The sequence below is a fragment of the Xenorhabdus littoralis genome (genome assembly GCF_033949345.1).
Taxonomy (GTDB): Bacteria; Pseudomonadota; Gammaproteobacteria; order Enterobacterales; family Enterobacteriaceae; genus Xenorhabdus; species Xenorhabdus littoralis.
Map to the genome: position 1 here is coordinate 1 of NZ_VCDP01000050.1, position 18,372 is coordinate 18,372.

The window sequence follows — 18,372 nt, forward strand, 5'->3', positions numbered from 1 at the left end:
TATGCGGGTGGTTCTGATTGCACTCTTATTCTGCCGCCAGAACAATTTTCAGAGCCTTTTCCTGCGCGGCGTTAGCAAAAACTTCATAAGCTGTTTCAATTTCATTCAGCCGATAGCGGTGAGTCACCAGTTTTTCCGGTGAAATTTTGCCGGATTGAACACTTTTCAGCAGCATAGGTGTACTGCTTGTGTTTACCAGTCCGGTTGTGATGGTGATGTTCTTGATCCAAAGTTTTTCCAGATGCAGTTCAACGGACTTTCCGTGAACGCCAACATTAGCGATATATCCGCCAGCAGTGATAATATTCTGACACATCTTAAACGTTGCAGGAATGCCAACGCACTCAATCGCAACATCCACACCAATGCCATTAGTGAGCTTCTGGATTTCTTCGACCACGTTTTGATGTGCTGGATTGATGACTGTGTTAGCACCAAACTGTTGTGCGACGTGAAGGCGGTTATCATCGTTATCAATCATGATGATATGTGCAGGAGAGTAGAATTGTGATGCCAGTAACGCGGAAAGACCGACAGGGCCTGCGCCAATCAGGGCGATTGTCTGACCCGGTTGCACTTTTCCATTGATGACACCGATTTCAAGTCCTGTCGGCAAAATATCACTGAGCATTAATGCGGCCTCTTCATCTACCCCTTCAGGCAGGCGATGCAGGCTGTTATCCGCATGAGGAATGCGCACAAGCTCAGCCTGAGTGCCATCGATCCTATGACCAAGTATCCAGCCGCCATCTACACAGTGTGAGTAAAGCTGACGCTTACAATAATGACAGCTTCCGCAAACAGTGATACAGGAGATGATGACTTTATCACCGACTTTAATATTGCGGACAGATTCGCCAACAGATTCAACGATCCCAATCCCTTCATGACCTAAAATCCGTCCTTCGTCTACCGTTGGGACATCTCCTTTGAGGATATGCAAGTCTGTTCCGCAAATGGTGGTTTTGATGATACGGACAACCGCATCAGTTGATTCTATGAGTTGCGGCTGTGCTTTTTCTTCCCAGCTTTTTTTGCCAGCACCGTGATAAACAAGAGCTTTCATAAGACCCCCTTTCAAAGGTTATGTGAGTTTTGCCATGTTAATCTAATATGTTGCGGTGGCTATCTGTTTTAATCGTCTTGTTGATCTTGTGTTTCAGTTGCCTGTTTTTTCTCTTTATCCGTCATTTCTTGTTTCTTTTTAAGCTTCTGCCAGATGCGGCTTTCTTGTCCTCTCCAAAGGCGCTGGATATTATCGTGATGGCGGACTAAGACCAGACATGACAGCATCGCAACGGGAAAGGTGAATTCAGGCTTGAACCACCATACATAGAAAGGAGCAATTAACGCGCTGATAATAGCACCCAATGAAGAATAGCCGCTTAACAGCGCGGTCATCAGCCATGTTCCGGCCATCAATCCCATGAGATCCCAGCCGATGGCTGCAATAGCACCGAAAGCGGTAGCAACGCCTTTACCCCCTTTGAAATGGAAAAAGATGGGGTAAATATGCCCCAGGCAGGCAGCAATGGCGACAATACCTAAATAAAAGGGGGTAATATTGAGTTTGTATGCCAACCAAACCGGAATTAACCCTTTTAGTACATCACAAATCAGAACGGCTAATGCTGCCCCTTTGCCACCGATACGCAGTACATTTGTTGCTCCCGGATTGCCGGAACCGTGTTGACGGGGATCGGGAAGCCTTGCCAATCGACAGATCAATATCGCGCTGGATATAGAGCCACATAAATACGCGAAGATGATCATGCCAAGTGCGATTGCACTCATAAGATATCTCCAATCAATAAGAGTCGTTTTCTTAAGTCTAACAATGGATAATACGCATATTTCGTCAGAAGTGGTATCTGGCGAACTGAAAAACGGGGAAAAGGTCGTGATGGATATCGTATTTATTGAAGAATTAACAGTCATTGCTACTATTGGCGTTTATGACTGGGAACAAACAATTAAACAGAAATTAGTGTTCGATATCGAAATGGGATGGGACAACAAACATGCCTCTTCCAGCGATAAAGTTGATCACTGTCTGGATTATGCCAAAGTCAGCGAATCCGTGATTAGCCATGTTGAGCGCCAGAACTTTGCCTTGGTTGAACGGGTGGCAGAAGAAGTGGCTGATATCTTGCTCAATCAATTTCATTCACCCTGGGTCAGGGTCAAAGTCCGTAAGCCGGGTGCTGTGACACAGGCAAAAAGCGTTGGTGTGGTGATTGAGCGTGGTGAACGTTAATTAACGGATTCTCCAGATGTCCGCACTAAAAAATGCCCCAATTTGATGCGTTATTTGGGGCGCTTTTATTTCTTATCAAAGATTAATTCACTGACATCTGTTTCCAGTTTTCTATGGCAATGTGTCTCTGATGTTCTAATTCTGCGCGAATTGCAGCGCCCTGAAATCCGCGCGCAATCACTTCCTTGACGCTTACCTGACTGGCAATGGCAAACACTTCACGCAAATAATCACCTTGTGGATAAGATAAACTCTCCGAATCGGTGTATCCACGGCTGTTTGCTTGGCTACAAATAATTAATTGATCAATGCGTTGCGGTTTTCGCCAAGCGTCTACGGCATTAAACAAAGTCAGTAGTGTTTCTGGCGGCAATTGCTCTACGGTATGTGTCCAGTCGTGGTATTGAGTGGCAATCGTGGCCAAATCACGTGCTGAGTTGGGAATGCGCAACCGTTCACACATCTGTTTCACGGGCGTGATCCCAACATGGCTGCATAGTGAGGCGAAACGAATGTCGATCTCTTCGCTCAGTTGAGTCGACATGCGCAAAACTTGCAGTGAATGCACACCTGCATCGAGTGCAAAAAGCGTTTTTTCCCGTATTTTTTTCCGCAGAGGAACACCAAACAAGTTATCAATTTCAGGAAAAAGAACGACCAATGCCCCGCAATCGCGTAAAACCTGAAAATAGACTTGTGGTGATTGTGAAGTGAGTGCTTTTTCAGTTTCCCGCCAGACCCGTTCAGGCGTTAATGATGATAATTCACCACTTGCCGTCATTTCGGTAATGAGGGCCTGAGTTTCCGGTGCGATTGAAAAGCCCAGATGAGCAAAGCGGGCCGCCAAGCGAGCCAAACGCAACACACGCAATGGATCTTCTGAAAACGCAGCAGAGACATGCCTCAAAGTACGATTTTCGAGGTCTTTGGCACCATGATAAGGATCGATCAAATCACCATCTGGCGTTTGAGCAATCGCGTTAATGGTTAAATCCCGGCGCAGCAGATCTTCTTCCAGTGCCACATCGGGAGCGGCATAACAGGTAAAACCGGTATATCCCTGACCTGACTTTCTTTCTGTGCGGGCTAATGCGTATTCTTCATGGGTTTTAGGGTGCAGAAAAACCGGAAAATCCTTCCCGACCTGTTGGTATCCCTGTGCCAGAAGCTCCTCTGGGTTGCCTCCAACGACAACCCAGTCCCTTTCAGTCACGGGTAGACCTAATAATTGATCGCGAACTGCGCCGCCAACCAAATATATTTTCACTTTTGTTTCCTTAAATCAGCCTAAAACCAGTTTTAAATCAGCTCATCCAGCGATCTTTCTTTTTGCGGCGTGGAATAATGTGTGGCAGTACAAGACCCAAAATCAGGCCGATACCCGCGACACCACCGCCATACATAAACCACTGTAAAATAATTTCTCTTTGCTTATCATCCAGTTGTAAATTGGCAATTTCTACCTTTTTCTCAGCCACAGTCAATTTACTCTGGAGTCGGGCATTCTCTTTTTTCAGGTCATTGAGGATTTTATCGCTGTTAGCCACTTTATTTTGCAATTCGGCGGTGCGTTTATTCCACGTATCATCAATATTCGCCAGATTACTGGTCAGCGTTTTGATCTTCTCTTCCATCGCAGGGATACGTTCGCGCAGGCTTGGAATGGCACTGAGCTCACTTGAGAGTATCCAGCTTGCACGTCCTTTACGGTCTTTTATCTGCAAGAAGCCATTTTCTGATTTTTGGCTGAGTAAGATGACTTCCTCACCAGAGTTCAATGAGCCCGTGATACGATTTTGAATGCTTGGGCCGCTACGAATGTAGGCTGACAACTCATCAGAAACATAACGTTTTTCTTCAGCGTGTACGGATAATGGCAGTATGGGTACGAGTAACAGGATAAATAATCGATGTAGTTTTTTCATTCTGTGTTCAACTGTTTTTTTGTGAATGGGCTAATCGTGATTCAAACTACTCAAATGATAGTAAAGAGTTAAGTTTGCGGGTGCAATCAGTAAACCAGAATGAAACCGATATCAACTGACCGAATACAGACCTTGTTAGGTTTTTTTTGCCGAAGTAAGCGTGATGATTGTTGGGAGAACAGTCTATTCAGGTTTATTTTTCTTTTTCGTGAAAAAAGAGTAAATAAGAAATAAGGTTAAAAATAAATTTTGTTATACCCGATGGATTTCAGGATGCAACCTGAAAGACGAAAGGTATATATAGATAGATTGAGGAATCAAAAGTATGAGCGCTGTAGAAATTGAATTGAAACTGTCTGTGAAGCCTGATGCGATACCCGCAGTTTGCCAGCAGTTATTTCAACTTCCTCATCATTACACGTCACCACAACATCTGACTAATATTTATTTTGAGACGCCGGATAATCAATTGAGGCGTTGGGATATGGGGTTGCGTATTCGTGGTTTTGACGGACATTATGAAATGACCATTAAAACTGCCGGTAAAGTGATTGGTGGATTGCATCAACGTCCTGAATTCAATGTACCTCTTCACTATCCTGAATTGGATTTATCCCTGTTTCCCGCTCATATTTGGCCCGAAAATACCGATATTGCTCATCTACAGTCTCAATTATCTGAATTATTCAGTACCCATTTTACCCGTGAAAAATGGTTCGTGACTTACGGACAAAGTGAAATTGAAGTAGCGCTGGATCAGGGAACCATTTGTTCTGGCAATAATAGTTCTGGCAATAATAGTTCTGGCAATATTAGTTCTGGCAATATTAGTTCTGACAATAATAGTTCTGGAGATCATACTTCACCAATTTGTGAGTTTGAGTTGGAGCTAATGAACGGAAATGTCACCGATGTTCTGTTATTGGCGGATAAATTAGCATCACAGAATGGTTTGCGTTTGGCCAATAAAAGCAAAGCTGCGCGGGGATATGCGCTTATTCAGGGCTTGTCACATAAAACCTTGCCCAGTGTACCGGATGATCTGGAATGGCAGCAGCCATTGCCTGTGCTGTTATCAGAAATTCTGGCGCAATGGCAGGAGCAGGAAGAAGGATGGCTGGCAGGTTTGGCAGAGGGTAAAACCGGTTTGATGAAGATCTTACGGTGTGTGATACAGCTTACTGAAAAACAATCTGAATATTTGCCCGTATATGATTTATTGCCCGAATTAAAAGAGGCTTTATCGGCTGCCAGTGCAGACGCAGAAACGTTGTGTTACAGCGCTGCATGGCTGCAATGTAAACTAGCGTTGACTCAATGGCTGATGGCTCAGTCTCGATAAGCTTTCTTTTTACAGGGAATTACAGGGAAACCCAGTTATGTTGCCACTTTCATCGCTTTTAACTCAACAATTCCAGCATATTGTTGCGAATCTCCAGCCATCAGAAGGATCAGAAGGATTAGAAGGAACGGCATTGCCTTTTTCAAAACATGAGCAGGTCGTTCTGTCATTGAGTGATTTTGTGGCAGAAAATTTGCAGGCTCATCCTGCATGGTTAGATGATATTCGCCAGAATCCCCCTCAGGCGGAGGAGTGGCAACACTATTCCCGTTGGTTAGAACAGACCTTATCTACAGCACATGATGAAAACAGTTTGATGCGAATTTTACGTCTGTTTCGTCACAGAATGTTGGTCAGGATTGCATGGATGCAGGCATTGCAAAGCAGTACGACAGAGCAGACATTACAGCAGTTAAGTACGCTGGCCGAAACCTTGATTGTGTCAGCCCGGGACTGGCTGTATCTGCGTTGCAGTCAAGATTGGGGAACGCCCACGAATAGCGATGGTGTGGCACAACCGTTGTTAATTCTGGGAATGGGAAAGCTGGGAGGCGGAGAACTCAATTTTTCCTCTGATATCGACCTTATTTTTGCCTATCCAGAAAATGGGGTTACCCGAGGCGGACGCCGAGAAATGGATAATTCCCAGTTTTTTACCCGATTAGGGCAAAAGTTGATTAAGGCATTGGATCAACAAACTGTAGATGGCTTTGTTTATCGGGTGGATATGAGATTGCGTCCATTTGGCGACAGCGGGCCTTTGGTATTCAGCTTCCCGGCGCTGGAGGATTATTATCAGGAACAAGGGCGTGACTGGGAGCGTTATGCGCTGGTGAAAGCGCGAATTTTGGGAAATGACGAATTGGCTTATTTTCAGGAGCTGCACCAGATGCTGCGGCCATTTGTCTTCCGCCGTTATATCGATTTCAGTGTGATCCAATCCTTGCGCAATATGAAGGGGATGATTGAGCGGGAAGTACGCCGTCGGGGATTAAAAGATAATATTAAACTGGGCGCGGGAGGTATCCGCGAAATCGAGTTTATCACCCAAGTTTTTCAGCTTATTCGCGGAGGAAGAGAACCAAGCCTGCAATCCCGCTCATTGCTGCCGACATTGGAAGCCATCGAAGCACTGACATTGTTGACTCAGGAACAAGTGAAACAGCTCAAAGAAAGTTATGTGTTCTTACGTCGGCTTGAAAATCTTTTGCAATCTATTCGTGACCAACAAACACAAACTTTGCCGGATAACGATCTGGATCGTGCTCGTTTATCCTGGGGCATGGGTTTCGCTGATTGGGATGAGTTGATAACGGAAACTGGCTGCAAAATGAATGTGGTACGAGATATTTTCCGGCAACTGATTGGTGATGAAGCTGATGAGCATGGCGAAGAAGCCAGCCATGTGCCGTTTAAGAGTTTGTGGCAGGAATCCTTGAACAGAGACGAACTGATGACACTGGTTCCTCATCTTGATGAAGAAGAAGCCCAGAAAGTGCTTGATGTCATTGCGCTTTTTCGTCAAGACGTCAATAAGCGTACTATTGGCCCGCGTGGGCGGGATGTGCTTGATCAATTGATGCCGCGCCTGTTGGCAAAGATTGGGGCACGAGAAGATGCCAATGCCGTTTTGGATCGGATTATTCCTCTGTTAATCAGCATCGTCAGCCGGACAACTTATCTGGAACTGATGCTGGAATCAGAGCAAGTCATGATTCATGTTATCCGCCTGTGTGCTGCTTCCCCGATGATTGCCAGTCAGCTTACCCGCCATCCCGTGTTGCTGGATGAACTCCTCGACCCAAAATCACTCTATCAGCCGTTGCCGATGGAAGCGTATCGCGATGAACTTTATCAATATCTGCTGCGTATTCCTGAAGATGATGAGGAACAATTGCTGGAGGCATTACGTCAATTTAAGCAGGCCCAGTTATTGCGGATCGCGGCAGAAGATATCGTGGACGCTTTGCCTGTGATGAAAGTAAGTGACCATCTGACCTATCTGGCAGAAGCCATTATTGGCGCCGTAGTGCAACAGGCGTGGAGCCAGATGGTGAAACGCTATGGTGCTCCCGAACATTTATCCCAGCGACAGGGATTGGGATTTGCTGTTATCGGTTATGGCAAACTGGGCGGCTGGGAACTTGGCTATGGTTCTGATTTGGATCTGGTGTTCTTGTTGGATTGCCCGATGGGGGTGATGACAGATGGCACTCGTTCAATTGATGCCCGCCAGTTTTATCTGCGTCTTGCACAGCGGATTATTCACTTATTCAGCACCCGAACGGCGTCAGGAGTTCTGTATGATGTTGATGCACGATTGCGTCCATCCGGTGAATCGGGAATGCTTGTCAGCACCCTGGAAGCCTTCGATGATTATCAGAAAAATGAAGCATGGACTTGGGAACACCAAGCATTGATTCGTGCCCGCATGGTTTTCGGTGATGAAAAAATGCGTAATGACTTTGAACGCATTCGCCGCGAGACATTATGTCTTCCCCGCGATTCTGATCTGCTGCGTCAGCAAGTGCGTGAAATGAGGGAAAAAATGTATCAGCACTTGGGGAGCCATCAACAAAACCAATTCGATATCAAAGCTGATCCGGGCGGGATCACAGATATAGAATTTATTGCCCAATATCAGGTGCTGCGTTATGCACCGGAAAATGCCAAGCTGACCCGTTGGTCTGATAATGTACGAATTTTCGAATTAATGGCGAACCATAATATTATGGATGAACAGGAGGCAATGGCGTTGACGCAGGCTTATATCACTATGCGCGATGAGCTGCATCATCTTGCTTTGCAGACATTATCCAGCCACGTCCTGGCTGAACATTTCAGCCAGCAGCAGGCATTAGTGCGCGATAGTTGGCAGAAGTGGCTCGGGGTTGCTCTTTAACTGGCTACCGGCGAATCGATAATCGGCGGAGTTTCCGCTTTCTCTGATGGATCTTACTGGTATCCGGTCTGGTTATGGTAATATCCGCAACAGTTTATTTTGCTATTTGGAGCATGGGATGAAAGTAACACCCCCTGATTTTCACCGCGCAGGTGTTTTGGTTGTTGGCGATGTCATGTTAGATCGGTATTGGTACGGCCCGACCAGCCGCATTTCACCGGAAGCACCGGTTCCTGTGGTTAAAGTAGAAACCATTGAAGAACGTCCGGGGGGAGCCGCTAACGTTGCAATGAATATTGCATCATTGGGGGCGAATTCCCGTCTGGTAGGCTTGACCGGCATTGACGATGCTGCGCGGGCATTGAACGAAAAACTCAGCAGAGTGAAGGTTCAGTGTGATTTTGTTCCTGTTCCAACTCATCCAACCATCACGAAACTGCGTGTTTTATCGCGCAATCAGCAGTTGCTTCGTCTGGATTTTGAAGAAGGCTTCCAGAATATCGATGCCCAGCCGATGCTGGAGAAAATTCAACAATCCCTGCCGCATATCGGGGCGTTGGTATTGTCGGATTACGCCAAGGGCGCACTGACTCAGGTTCAGGCAATGATTAAGCTGGCTAATGAAGCCAATGTTCCCGTACTTGTCGATCCCAAAGGCAGCGATTTTGAGCGTTATCGTGGCGCAACGCTGCTCACGCCAAATATGTCAGAATTTGAAGCGGTGGTAGGGCACTGCAAAGATGATGATGAACTGGTGGCAAAAGGGACAAAGCTGGTACAGGATTTGGAACTGAAAGCGCTGCTAATCACACGTTCTGAACGAGGAATGAGCCTGCTGAGAATCGGTCAGCCGCCTTTGCACTTGCCGACTCAGGCGCAGGAAGTTTTTGATGTCACAGGTGCCGGAGATACTGTCATTGGTGTACTGGCAACGGCTCTTGCCGCAGGCAAGCCACTGAACGAAGCTTGCTACCTTGCCAATGCAGCTGCGGGCGTGGTTGTTGGCAAGCTGGGAACTTCCACTGTCTCACCGGTAGAGCTGGAAAATGCAGTACGTGGTCGTGCCGAAACCGGATTTGGCGTGATGGGCGAAGCGCAACTGAAAGAAGTCGTCTCTCAGGCTCGTCAGCGCGGTGAACGCATTGTCATGACCAACGGATGTTTTGATATCCTTCATGCAGGGCATGTTTCTTACCTGTGCAATGCCCGTAAATTGGGGGATCGCCTGATCGTTGCCGTCAATAGTGACGCGTCTACCAAACGATTGAAAGGAGAAACCCGTCCGGTGAACCCACAGGATCAGAGAATGACGGTGCTATCTGCACTGGAATCGGTGGATTGGGTTGTGGTATTTGAAGAAGATACTCCACAACGTTTAATTGCGGGTATTCTGCCGGATATTCTGGTCAAGGGCGGTGATTACAAACCCGAAGAAATTGCCGGTAGCAAAGAAGTCTGGGCGGCTGGTGGCGAAGTTAAGGTATTGAACTTCGAAGATGGTATTTCAACGAGCAATATCATTAAAACCATTAAAAGCCAGTAAGTTTATCTGCGTCATTATGCCGTTATTTTTTGAACAATAACGGCATGGTCTGAAAAGGTATTGTCTGAAAAAGTATTGTCTGAAAAAGTATGGCTTAATTATTCAGCCTGCTCAGTTTTCTTTTCTGCTCCTTCAAGGCGGGCTTCCAGCTCAGCCAAACGTTGTTCTATTGCAACCAACTTTTCACGAGTACGCAGCAAAACTTGTGTCTGAACATCAAACTCTTCACGGTTGACGAGATCCAGCTTGCTCAGTTGGGATTGCAGAACGGTACGCACTTTTTTCTCTACGTCATCACCAAATTCTTTGACACCTTTTGGCATCGCATTATGGATTTGGCGGGCAATTTGTTCAATTTTCTTTGGATCGAGCATGATGATCATCCTTTTATGACATAACTGTGTTGGCAGTATTTTAGTACTTGTTGATGAAAGCATAAATGATTGCGAGCCGAGTTTCATATTTGATTTTGTTGATTGCTCCACCAAGTTATTAGCGTTATAGTGAAATCGTTTATCTCAGGGCAGGGTGAAAGTCCCTACCGGCGGTAACATGAAATGATCAAACGGTGATTTTATGAAGCCCGCGAGCGCTCTGTTTGTCGTTATCCTTTTTCTGGATTTTGTGAAATTCAATTTTTATGAAATCCAACAGAGGTTAAAACAGAGGTCAGCAGATCCAGTGTAATTCTGGAGCCGACGGTGATAGTCCGGATGGGAGAGAATAACAACATCTATCGAGTGCTTTCGCTCGCCTGTTGTTTTTGCTGCTGTATTTTTGTGCTGCACAAACTCCTCAAAATTGCCCTGATTCTGGTAATCCATAAATTAAAAGAGGTTTCTTTACCATGAATCAGACGCTACTTTCCTCATATGGGACGCCATTTGAACGTGTTGAACGCGCGCTTGCTGCTTTGCGTGCGGGACAGGGTGTAATGGTACTGGATGACGAAAATCGTGAGAATGAAGGTGACATGATTTTTGTCGCCGAAACGATGACAGTGGAACAAATGGCGCTGACCATTCGTCATGGCAGTGGGATTGTTTGCCTTTGCCTGACGGAAGAACGTCGTCAACAACTCAAATTGCCCATGATGGTGGAAAACAATTCAAGTCAGTACCAAACTGCTTTCACTGTCACTATTGAGGCTGCACAAGGCGTTACAACCGGCGTCTCTGCTGCCGATCGCATCACCACCATCCAAGCGGCCATTGCAGATGATGCACAGCCAAATGACCTGAACCGACCAGGGCACGTTTTTCCTTTGCGCGCACAGACGGGCGGGGTTTTAACTCGTCGTGGCCATACCGAAGCGACCATTGATTTGGTTACACTGGCTGGTTTCAAGCCTGCCGGGGTGTTGTGCGAACTGACGAATGATGATGGCTCAATGGCCCGTGCCCCTGAAGTGATTGAATTCGCCAAACAGTATGATATGCCTGTTGTTACTATTGATGATTTGGTGGACTATCGCCAGAAAATAGCAAAGACAGCTAGTTAGTAATCCTATACCCAATTATTCAATGGATTGAATTTTAGATCGGAATAGCAAACTGATCGGAATAGAATATATCGCATGTACTTTGAAAGGCTACAGCCCACACCCTGTAGCCTTTCAGTATTTTTGAAGTACTCCATCATTTTTGATTAGCTATATTCAGAGACGAAAAGTCTTAATCTTGTCGTAGTATCTTTATCATAATTCACAATCCATTATTCTAAATGTTTAATTTGCTGTATAAGGGGCAAGAATGAGTCTCCTGAGAATGCCTGCTTTATTCATTGGTCATGGTAGTCCAATGAATGCCATTGAAGATAACTACTACTCACGCGCTTGGTTTGAATTGGGGAAAAAATTACCCAGACCAAGGGCGATTCTTGTGATTTCTGCACACTGGTACATAAATGGTACGACAGTGACAGCGATGGCCAAACCCAGAACTATCCACGATTTTGGTAACTTTCCCCGGGAACTGCATGAAAAACAGTATCCGGCTAAAGGGTTTCCTGAACTGGCGGTATTAGTGCAGGATATCCTTGACCCGATTGAGGTTGAGACTGATTTTGAATACTGGGGATTGGATCATGGCTCTTGGGGAATATTAGCCAAAATGTATCCCGATGCAGATATTCCGGTTATTCAAATGAGCATGGATCGCAATCAACCTGCTTCCTTTCATTATGAAATAGGTAAAAAATTAGCCTTGTTGCGGGATGAAGGCGTCTTGATCATGGGAAGTGGAAATGTCGTACATAACTTGCCAGCAGCAAAACCGGGGATAGAGCCTTTCCCGTGGGCGCTCTCTTTTGAGCAGTTTGTACGTGACAGCTTAACCAGCCTTGAAGAACCTCACCCATTGTTTAATGCTTTGGATAGGGAAGATGGTAAGTTGTCTAACCCAACACCAGAGCATTTCTTGCCGTTGTTGCATGTGATGGGCACTTGGGACAAAAAAGAGCCGATTTCAACCCCTGTTGAGGGGATTGAAGACGGCTCTCTGAGTATGCTGTCGATCCAGATTGGATAACTGAATTAACCCAAAACTGAATTAATCTAAAATAATATGCGGGTAGAAACGTGACAGATCCTGAGTAATCAACTCTCGATCTTCACGGATACAAATACCCGCTGATTGATCGTCTACCAACCAGCTACCGACCAACACATAGTTATCATCAAATTTTGGCAATGCATGGAACTGTTGAACAATCATGCCTTCTTCCCCATAAGGGCCATCGGCACTGGCAACTTCCCGACCATTTTCAATGATGCGGATATTGGCGCCTTCACGGGAGAATAGCGGTTTAATAACATAGCTATCCATGTCAGCAGGGCGTTCATCCGCAAAATAAGCTGGCAGCAGGTTAGGATGATTGGGGAACATTTTCCACAGCATTGGCAGCAATGCTTTATTGGAGATGATGCTCTTCCATGCCGGTTCCAGCCAACGGACACCCGCATCAGCCAGTTTGGTAGAGAACATCTCGCGCAGCATAAACTCCCACGGATACAGTTTGAACAGATTGCCGATCACTTGATCCTGCAAGTCTGTGAACTGTCCTTTCTCACCCAGCCCAATATCCTCGATAAACAGGAATTCTGTTGGAATCTCCGCTTCTGACGCGCAATCCTGCAAATATTGGATAGTGCCACGATCTTCTTCAGTATCCTGACAGCAAGCCATATGCAGCAGGCCAAAGCCGTGTTTTTCACGCAATTGGACAAAACGTTCAATCAGCTTTTCTTGCAGGCTGTTGAACTGATCGGCATTTGACGGCAGGTTGCCTGCATTGATTTGGTCTTCCAGCCAGATCCACTGGAAAAAAGCCGATTCATACAGCGAAGTCGGAGTATCGGCATTATTTTCCAGCAGCTTAGGCGGATTTTTACCATCATAGGCAAAATCCAGACGGGAATAGAGCGAAGGCTGACTCGTTACCCATGAAGAGCGGACAAACTCCCAGCAGTGTTTCGGGATCTGGAATTTGGTCAGCAGCTCTTCGCTATTAACGACTTTTTCCACGACCTGCAAACACATTTGATGCAATTCTGTTGTCGCATCTTCAATTTCTTCAATTTGACTCAGTGTGAACTGATAATAAGCTTCTTCACTCCAGTAAGGCTGATCATGCATGGTGTGAAAATTAAAACCATATTCTGCTGCTTTTTCGCGCCAATCCGGGCGCTCGGTAATTCCAATGCGTTTCATCTTTGATTAACCACCCATAGAACGGGAAGAGCTGGAACTTGAGCTGGCAGATGAACGCTGCATGGTCGATTGCTTCGCCACAGATTCACCGAACCCGCCACGGGTAATGGTGCTTGTTGTTGCAGGTTTTGGTGCCATTGCGGTTTTCGGCACAGTCATGCTGCGACCACCGGCTGTGGCAGGGCCATAACCTTTACCTGTTGCATCAACAAACTTGCCATTGGCTGGGCTGCCGGCTGATTTTGAGGTGAACAACGGCTGTGATGGTGCAGAGCTGCCGCCCATTAAGCGACCCATCATATAACCCGCCATCAAAGGCATCCAGAAACTGCCGCTGCTGTTCTGTTGGGCCTGAGGCTCACCCACTCCCGCCTGAGCAGGTGCCTGAGTACATTGCTGTTCACCAAACTCAGCCACACACTCTTCACGAGAGGCATATTTCGGTGCGGTTTTTTCAGCTTCTTTCAGGGCGTTGTTATACGCAGTCTTGCATTGTTCACTTTGAGAGGGATTTGCCTGAGAGCACTCATCGGCATTGGTATAAAGTGAAACCGTTTCATCGTTCTGTTCACAGGCAGATAGCATGAAAACAGCACTAACAGCGAGCGCCACTGGTGCCAGACGATAGCTTTTCCACGTTTTGCGGAAAGAATCGCGGTTTATCTCTTTTGTCCGTTTCATTGTCATAGGGGGCATCCATCTTGAAGGTAACTGATTAAGATTAAGAGCGTATCCCATCCAATGGGGCTTGGCTCTCAGGGATATGCTTAAAAAGCAGCCCACACAATCGGCGGGCTACTTTAATTAGTATAGCGTTTTTAATATAACGTTTTTTAACTTAGAACGATAGGACATTAAATCAGCGAATTGATGGCGTTTTCATCTCTTTAATAATACTGCTGGCTGAGGTTGAAATTTGTGCGCCCAACATTTTGTTCAATGCGATCAAATCGTTTTCATTCAAAGTACCACGGGCTTGCTGGATACTTAATTGTGACATCAGATAATCGTAGCGCGCTTTAGATAAGTTTTGCTTGGCCTGATATAGCTTGGTTGTCGCTTCCAGCACATCAACGATAGTACGGGTTCCTACCTGATAACCCGCTTCCATTGAATCCAGTGAGCTTTGTGCTGAAAGTACGGCCTGTTTGTTGGCTTCAATACTACTGATGGCACCAGATATATTGTTAGAAGAGGAATGAACCTCCCGTATCACTTTACGGTAGATACTCTCTAAGTCCTGACTGGCACTGACGAAATTATATTTCGCCTGTTCGACCTGAGAATAGGTGGCTCCACCATTAAACAGAGGTAAATTCAGGGATAGTTTAACGGAATTTCTCCCTTCGTAATTATCTTGCCGTCCAATACCACGAGAATGACTGTTAGAGATGTTAGTGCCAGCAGTTAAATCAATGGTTGGCATATAACCAGTTTGTGATTCTTTGATTCGTTCGCGGCTTAAATCCTGCTTTAAACGTGCTGATAACAAGTTTAGATTGCGGTTTTCTGCTTCTTTCAGAACAGTATTAGCGGGTTCGGGTTTTTGGGTTTTGAACTGATCAATATTCAATGCGGCCAGCTGTGGGTAGTAAATTCCTGTAACTGTGCGTAGTTCTTCTAGTGCATTTTCCAGTGCGTTACGATTGGAAACTTCCTGCGCCAGAATAGAATCATATTGGGCGCGGGCATTTTGCACATCAGTAATGGCAACCAGACCGACATTGAAACGTTGGGTAGTTTGATCTAACTGGCGGTACAGTGAATCTTTCTGAGCTTCGGTATATGTCAGTGCATCGATTTTATTCAGGACATCAAAATATTTTTGGGCGGTATCCAGAATCAATTGTTGTTGCGCTGCCTGATAGCTGATATCTGCAATACCGGCATTTTTCTCTGATTGGTTCAGCCGGTTCCATTTCGCCATATCAAAGATAGTCTGGGTCAATTGCAGACCGGCTTCTGTGCCGTGAGATTCTGTATTTCTTAAGTCACGAAAACCTTTACCGTAACTTGCACCCGCACTTAACCCTAATTGAGGCAGCAATGTACTACGAGTTTCATTAATCTTTTCAACAACCGAATTGCGGTCAGCTTGTGCCTTAAGCAATTCGGGATTTGTTTCTTTTGCCTGCTGATAAATCTGTAGCAGATCGGCTGCGTGGCTTGAAGTACTAAAACCTACCAGATTCATAGCGATAAAAAGAGAGAGCAATTTTTTCATTTGCGTTCCTTGTGGTGCAGCTATTTTGCTTAAGTTGCCTCTGCATAAAAAACCAATACCACAGATTCTAGCAGAGAATGCCAGCAGGGGAGGGTGGCTGTTTGTGCCATATTGCCTCATTTTTCAACTTGTTTGTATCATCAGAATGAATTTATTTAGAACAATGAGAGAAAATACATTTTAATAATAGGAAATTTTAAAAAGAATCAGGAGATTTAATGAGCGAAGAACTTGCTTTACCAAACATATTTACAAAACAAGATGTTGAAATTATTTCCCGGAAAACCCTTTACCGTGGTTTTTTTAAAATGACAGAGTATCACTTCAAACACCGTCTGTTCCGGGGTGGCTGGAGTGAAACAGTCAGACGTGAGGTTTTTGAACGCGGTCATGCGGCTGTTTTGTTGCCTTACGATCCGCTGCGTGATGAAGTGGTCTTGATTGAACAAATCCGCATTCCTGCGGTTGAAACCAGTGAGACGCCGTGGCTGCTGGAAGTGATTGCCGGCATGATTGAAGAAGGTGAAGACGCTGAACAGGTGGTTCGCCGTGAGGCTGTGGAAGAGGCGGGTATTGACGTTAAACGCTGTCAGCCTGCATTGAGTTATCTTTCCAGTCCCGGCGGCACGACAGAACGTATGAATATTTTTGTCGGTGAAGTCGATTCGTCCACTGCGTCAGGGTTCCATGGCCTTGAAGGTGAACATGAAGATATCCGTGTTCTGGTAGTTAGTCGTGAGCAGGCCTATCAGTGGGTAGAAGAAGGGATTATCGATAATGCGGCCTCGGTTATTGCAATACAGTGGCTGGCATTGCACCATGAAAAGATTAAGAAAGAGTGGCTTGGGTAATAATTCCTAATTTACGTTAGAAAACAGGAAGTGTGCCCCAGTCAGCAGATCTTTTGCATAAAGACACGTTAGAATAATCCCCATTTTCGACAGGAAAAGGAAAACTTTTGGAACGCCTGCTTGAAGTACCTGTGGCAGAAGGCGCCACAGCCAGAATACTGCAAATCACCGATACACATCTTTTTGGCAATAAGGGCGATACACTGCTTGGGATCAATACCTACAACAGTTATCATGCCGTACTGGATATGCTCCTTGAGCAGAATCTGACCATTGATTTGATCGTGGCGACAGGGGATTTGGTACAGGATCAGACAATCGCAGCCTATCAGCATTTCGCTGAGGGAATTGCCCGATTGCCTGCGCCTTGTGTTTGGTTGCCCGGCAACCATGATTATCAGCCAGCGATGGTTGATACATTGGCAGCAGCAGGTATTTCACCCTCCAAGCAGATATTCATCGGGCAGCATTGGCAGTTGATTCTGCTGGATAGTCAGGTGCAGGGCGTTCCTTATGGAGAGTTGACGGATTATCAACTTGAGTGGATGAAAAAATGCTTGGATGAGCACAGCGATCGTCATGCTTTTGTCATTCTCCATCATCATCCAATACCGTCAGGATGTACGTGGTTGGATCAACACAGTTTGCGTAATGCCCCTGAATTATCAGAAGCATTGAAAGGCAAAACCCAAGTGAAATCTATATTGTGTGGGCATATCCATCAAGAAGTTGATGAAATGTGGAATGGCATCCGTGTAATGGCTACACCATCAACCTGTGTGCAATTTAGGCCACATTGTACTAATTTTATGCTTGATACAGTGGCTCCGGGATGGCGTTATCTCGAACTGTCTGTGGCTGGCAGCAACAACGACGCAGTATTGCACACGCAGGTTCACAGGCTGAAGAGTAACGAGTTTTGCCCGGATTTAGATTCGGATGGGTATTAATGTCAACGTTACTTTATTTGCATGGTTTCAATAGTTCTCCCAAATCAGCAAAAGCACATGCACTGAAAACATGGTTGCACCAGCAGCATCCTGAAATTGATATGCTGGTGCCGCAATTACCTTCTTATCCTGAAGAGACAGCCATCTTATTGGAAGAACTGGTGATGGAACACGCTGGTGAAAACATCGGGCTGGTGGGCTCTTCTCTTGGCGGCTATTTGGCTATCTGGCTTTCCCAATGCTTTGGCCTGCCTGCCGTGGTCGTCAATCCTGCGATACGTCCATTCGACTTGCTTCAGAATTATCTCGGGGAAAACGTGAATCCCTATACCGAAGAGCGGTATACTCTCGAACAAAGCGATATACATGATCTCAAAGTGATGCACATTGACCCGCTTGAATCACCTGATCTTATCTGGTTATTGCAGCAAACAGGGGATGAAGTGCTCGATTACCGTCAGGCCGTTGCTTACCTGATGCAGTGCCGGCAGACGGTTGAATCTGGTGGGAATCATGCTTTTATTGGTTTCGAACACTATTTCCCTCAAATCATTAACTTCTTGGGGTTAACCAGTGGCAATAGTAAAAAAATTGCCAAAAATAGGTAAGCGACTGGTATTATCAACAGTATATCAATACTGATTGGCCCTCTAATAATGAAGCAACCG

General features: G+C 45.7%; 17 protein-coding genes and 1 riboswitch. Of the genes, 9 read left to right on the forward strand and 8 right to left on the reverse strand.

Translation table 11 applies throughout. The features are described from left to right. Positions 1-25 precede the first annotated feature (25 nt). The gene (locus FE394_RS12880; RefSeq protein ID WP_319926782.1) at positions 26-1,066 is read right to left on the reverse strand and encodes a zinc-dependent alcohol dehydrogenase family protein; all 1,041 of its coding nucleotides are present in this window, start codon (positions 1,064-1,066) and stop codon (positions 26-28) included. A 68-nt stretch (positions 1,067-1,134) separates the two neighbouring features. Beyond that, a complete protein-coding gene (gene plsY / locus FE394_RS12885) occupies positions 1,135-1,794 on the reverse strand; it encodes a glycerol-3-phosphate 1-O-acyltransferase PlsY (protein WP_319926783.1) in 660 nt (219 codons plus the stop codon). Positions 1,795-1,903: 109 nt separating this feature from the next. Between plsY and folB the strand changes: the two genes are divergently transcribed. Then, positions 1,904-2,257: a bifunctional dihydroneopterin aldolase/7,8-dihydroneopterin epimerase gene (gene folB, locus FE394_RS12890; RefSeq protein ID WP_319926825.1), complete on the forward strand. Its 354-nt coding sequence runs from the start codon at positions 1,904-1,906 to the stop codon at positions 2,255-2,257. A gap of 82 nt (positions 2,258-2,339) precedes the next feature. Here the strand turns inward: folB and FE394_RS12895 are convergent, their stop codons facing one another. Next, the gene (locus FE394_RS12895) at positions 2,340-3,524 is read right to left on the reverse strand and encodes a multifunctional CCA addition/repair protein (protein WP_319926784.1); all 1,185 of its coding nucleotides are present in this window, start codon (positions 3,522-3,524) and stop codon (positions 2,340-2,342) included. 37 nt (positions 3,525-3,561) lie between these two features. Then, the gene (locus FE394_RS12900; RefSeq protein ID WP_319926785.1) at positions 3,562-4,182 is read right to left on the reverse strand and encodes a TIGR04211 family SH3 domain-containing protein; all 621 of its coding nucleotides are present in this window, start codon (positions 4,180-4,182) and stop codon (positions 3,562-3,564) included. Between the two features lie 325 nt (positions 4,183-4,507). Here FE394_RS12900 and FE394_RS12905 point away from each other — a divergent pair, with 325 nt between their 5' ends. The 3 genes from FE394_RS12905 to hldE all read left to right on the forward strand — a co-directional run bounded on the left by FE394_RS12905 (position 4,508) and on the right by hldE (position 9,969). Then, positions 4,508-5,524 carry a CYTH domain-containing protein gene (locus tag FE394_RS12905; protein WP_319926786.1) on the forward strand — a complete coding sequence of 339 codons (1,017 nt, stop codon included), beginning with the start codon at positions 4,508-4,510 and terminating at the stop codon, positions 5,522-5,524. Between the two features lie 37 nt (positions 5,525-5,561). Next, complete coding sequence (gene glnE, locus FE394_RS12910; RefSeq protein ID WP_319926787.1) at positions 5,562-8,426, forward strand: bifunctional [glutamate--ammonia ligase]-adenylyl-L-tyrosine phosphorylase/[glutamate--ammonia-ligase] adenylyltransferase; 2,865 nt, start codon at positions 5,562-5,564, stop codon at positions 8,424-8,426. A gap of 118 nt (positions 8,427-8,544) precedes the next feature. After that, complete coding sequence (gene hldE / locus FE394_RS12915) at positions 8,545-9,969, forward strand: bifunctional D-glycero-beta-D-manno-heptose-7-phosphate kinase/D-glycero-beta-D-manno-heptose 1-phosphate adenylyltransferase HldE (protein ID WP_319926788.1); 1,425 nt, start codon at positions 8,545-8,547, stop codon at positions 9,967-9,969. A gap of 98 nt (positions 9,970-10,067) precedes the next feature. Here the strand turns inward: hldE and ubiK are convergent, their stop codons facing one another. After that, complete coding sequence (gene ubiK, locus FE394_RS12920; RefSeq protein WP_319926789.1) at positions 10,068-10,343, reverse strand: ubiquinone biosynthesis accessory factor UbiK; 276 nt, start codon at positions 10,341-10,343, stop codon at positions 10,068-10,070. 136 nt (positions 10,344-10,479) lie between these two features. Continuing rightward, positions 10,480-10,698: riboswitch (FMN riboswitch) on the forward strand. A 118-nt stretch (positions 10,699-10,816) separates the two neighbouring features. On the opposite strand from ubiK, the gene ribB reads away from it, so the two are divergent. Next, entirely contained in the window at positions 10,817-11,470 is a 654-nt protein-coding gene (gene ribB / locus FE394_RS12925; RefSeq protein ID WP_319926790.1) for a 3,4-dihydroxy-2-butanone-4-phosphate synthase, read from the forward strand. A 250-nt stretch (positions 11,471-11,720) separates the two neighbouring features. Continuing rightward, the gene (gene ygiD, locus FE394_RS12930) at positions 11,721-12,497 is read left to right on the forward strand and encodes a 4,5-DOPA-extradiol-dioxygenase (RefSeq protein WP_319926791.1); all 777 of its coding nucleotides are present in this window, start codon (positions 11,721-11,723) and stop codon (positions 12,495-12,497) included. Positions 12,498-12,518: 21 nt separating this feature from the next. Here the strand turns inward: ygiD and FE394_RS12935 are convergent, their stop codons facing one another. From FE394_RS12935 to tolC, 3 genes are all read right to left on the reverse strand, one after another. Next, a complete protein-coding gene (locus tag FE394_RS12935; protein ID WP_319926792.1) occupies positions 12,519-13,679 on the reverse strand; it encodes a glutathionylspermidine synthase family protein in 1,161 nt (386 codons plus the stop codon). Between the two features lie 6 nt (positions 13,680-13,685). Next, positions 13,686-14,360, reverse strand: coding sequence for a DUF1190 family protein (locus FE394_RS12940; RefSeq protein WP_319926826.1), 675 nt, complete (start codon positions 14,358-14,360; stop codon positions 13,686-13,688). A gap of 178 nt (positions 14,361-14,538) precedes the next feature. Next, positions 14,539-15,903 (reverse strand): outer membrane channel protein TolC, encoded by a 1,365-nt coding sequence (tolC, locus tag FE394_RS12945; protein WP_319926793.1) that lies wholly within the window; start codon positions 15,901-15,903, stop codon positions 14,539-14,541. Between the two features lie 218 nt (positions 15,904-16,121). Between tolC and nudF the strand changes: the two genes are divergently transcribed. From nudF to yqiA, 3 genes are all read left to right on the forward strand, one after another. Beyond that, positions 16,122-16,754 carry an ADP-ribose diphosphatase gene (nudF, locus tag FE394_RS12950; RefSeq protein ID WP_319926794.1) on the forward strand — a complete coding sequence of 211 codons (633 nt, stop codon included), beginning with the start codon at positions 16,122-16,124 and terminating at the stop codon, positions 16,752-16,754. A gap of 107 nt (positions 16,755-16,861) precedes the next feature. Further along, positions 16,862-17,704: a 3',5'-cyclic-AMP phosphodiesterase gene (gene cpdA, locus FE394_RS12955; RefSeq protein ID WP_319926795.1), complete on the forward strand. Its 843-nt coding sequence runs from the start codon at positions 16,862-16,864 to the stop codon at positions 17,702-17,704. Next, the gene (yqiA, locus tag FE394_RS12960; RefSeq protein WP_319926796.1) at positions 17,704-18,312 is read left to right on the forward strand and encodes an esterase YqiA; all 609 of its coding nucleotides are present in this window, start codon (positions 17,704-17,706) and stop codon (positions 18,310-18,312) included. Before cpdA ends, yqiA begins: the two co-directional genes overlap by 1 nt. Positions 18,313-18,372 lie beyond the last annotated feature (60 nt).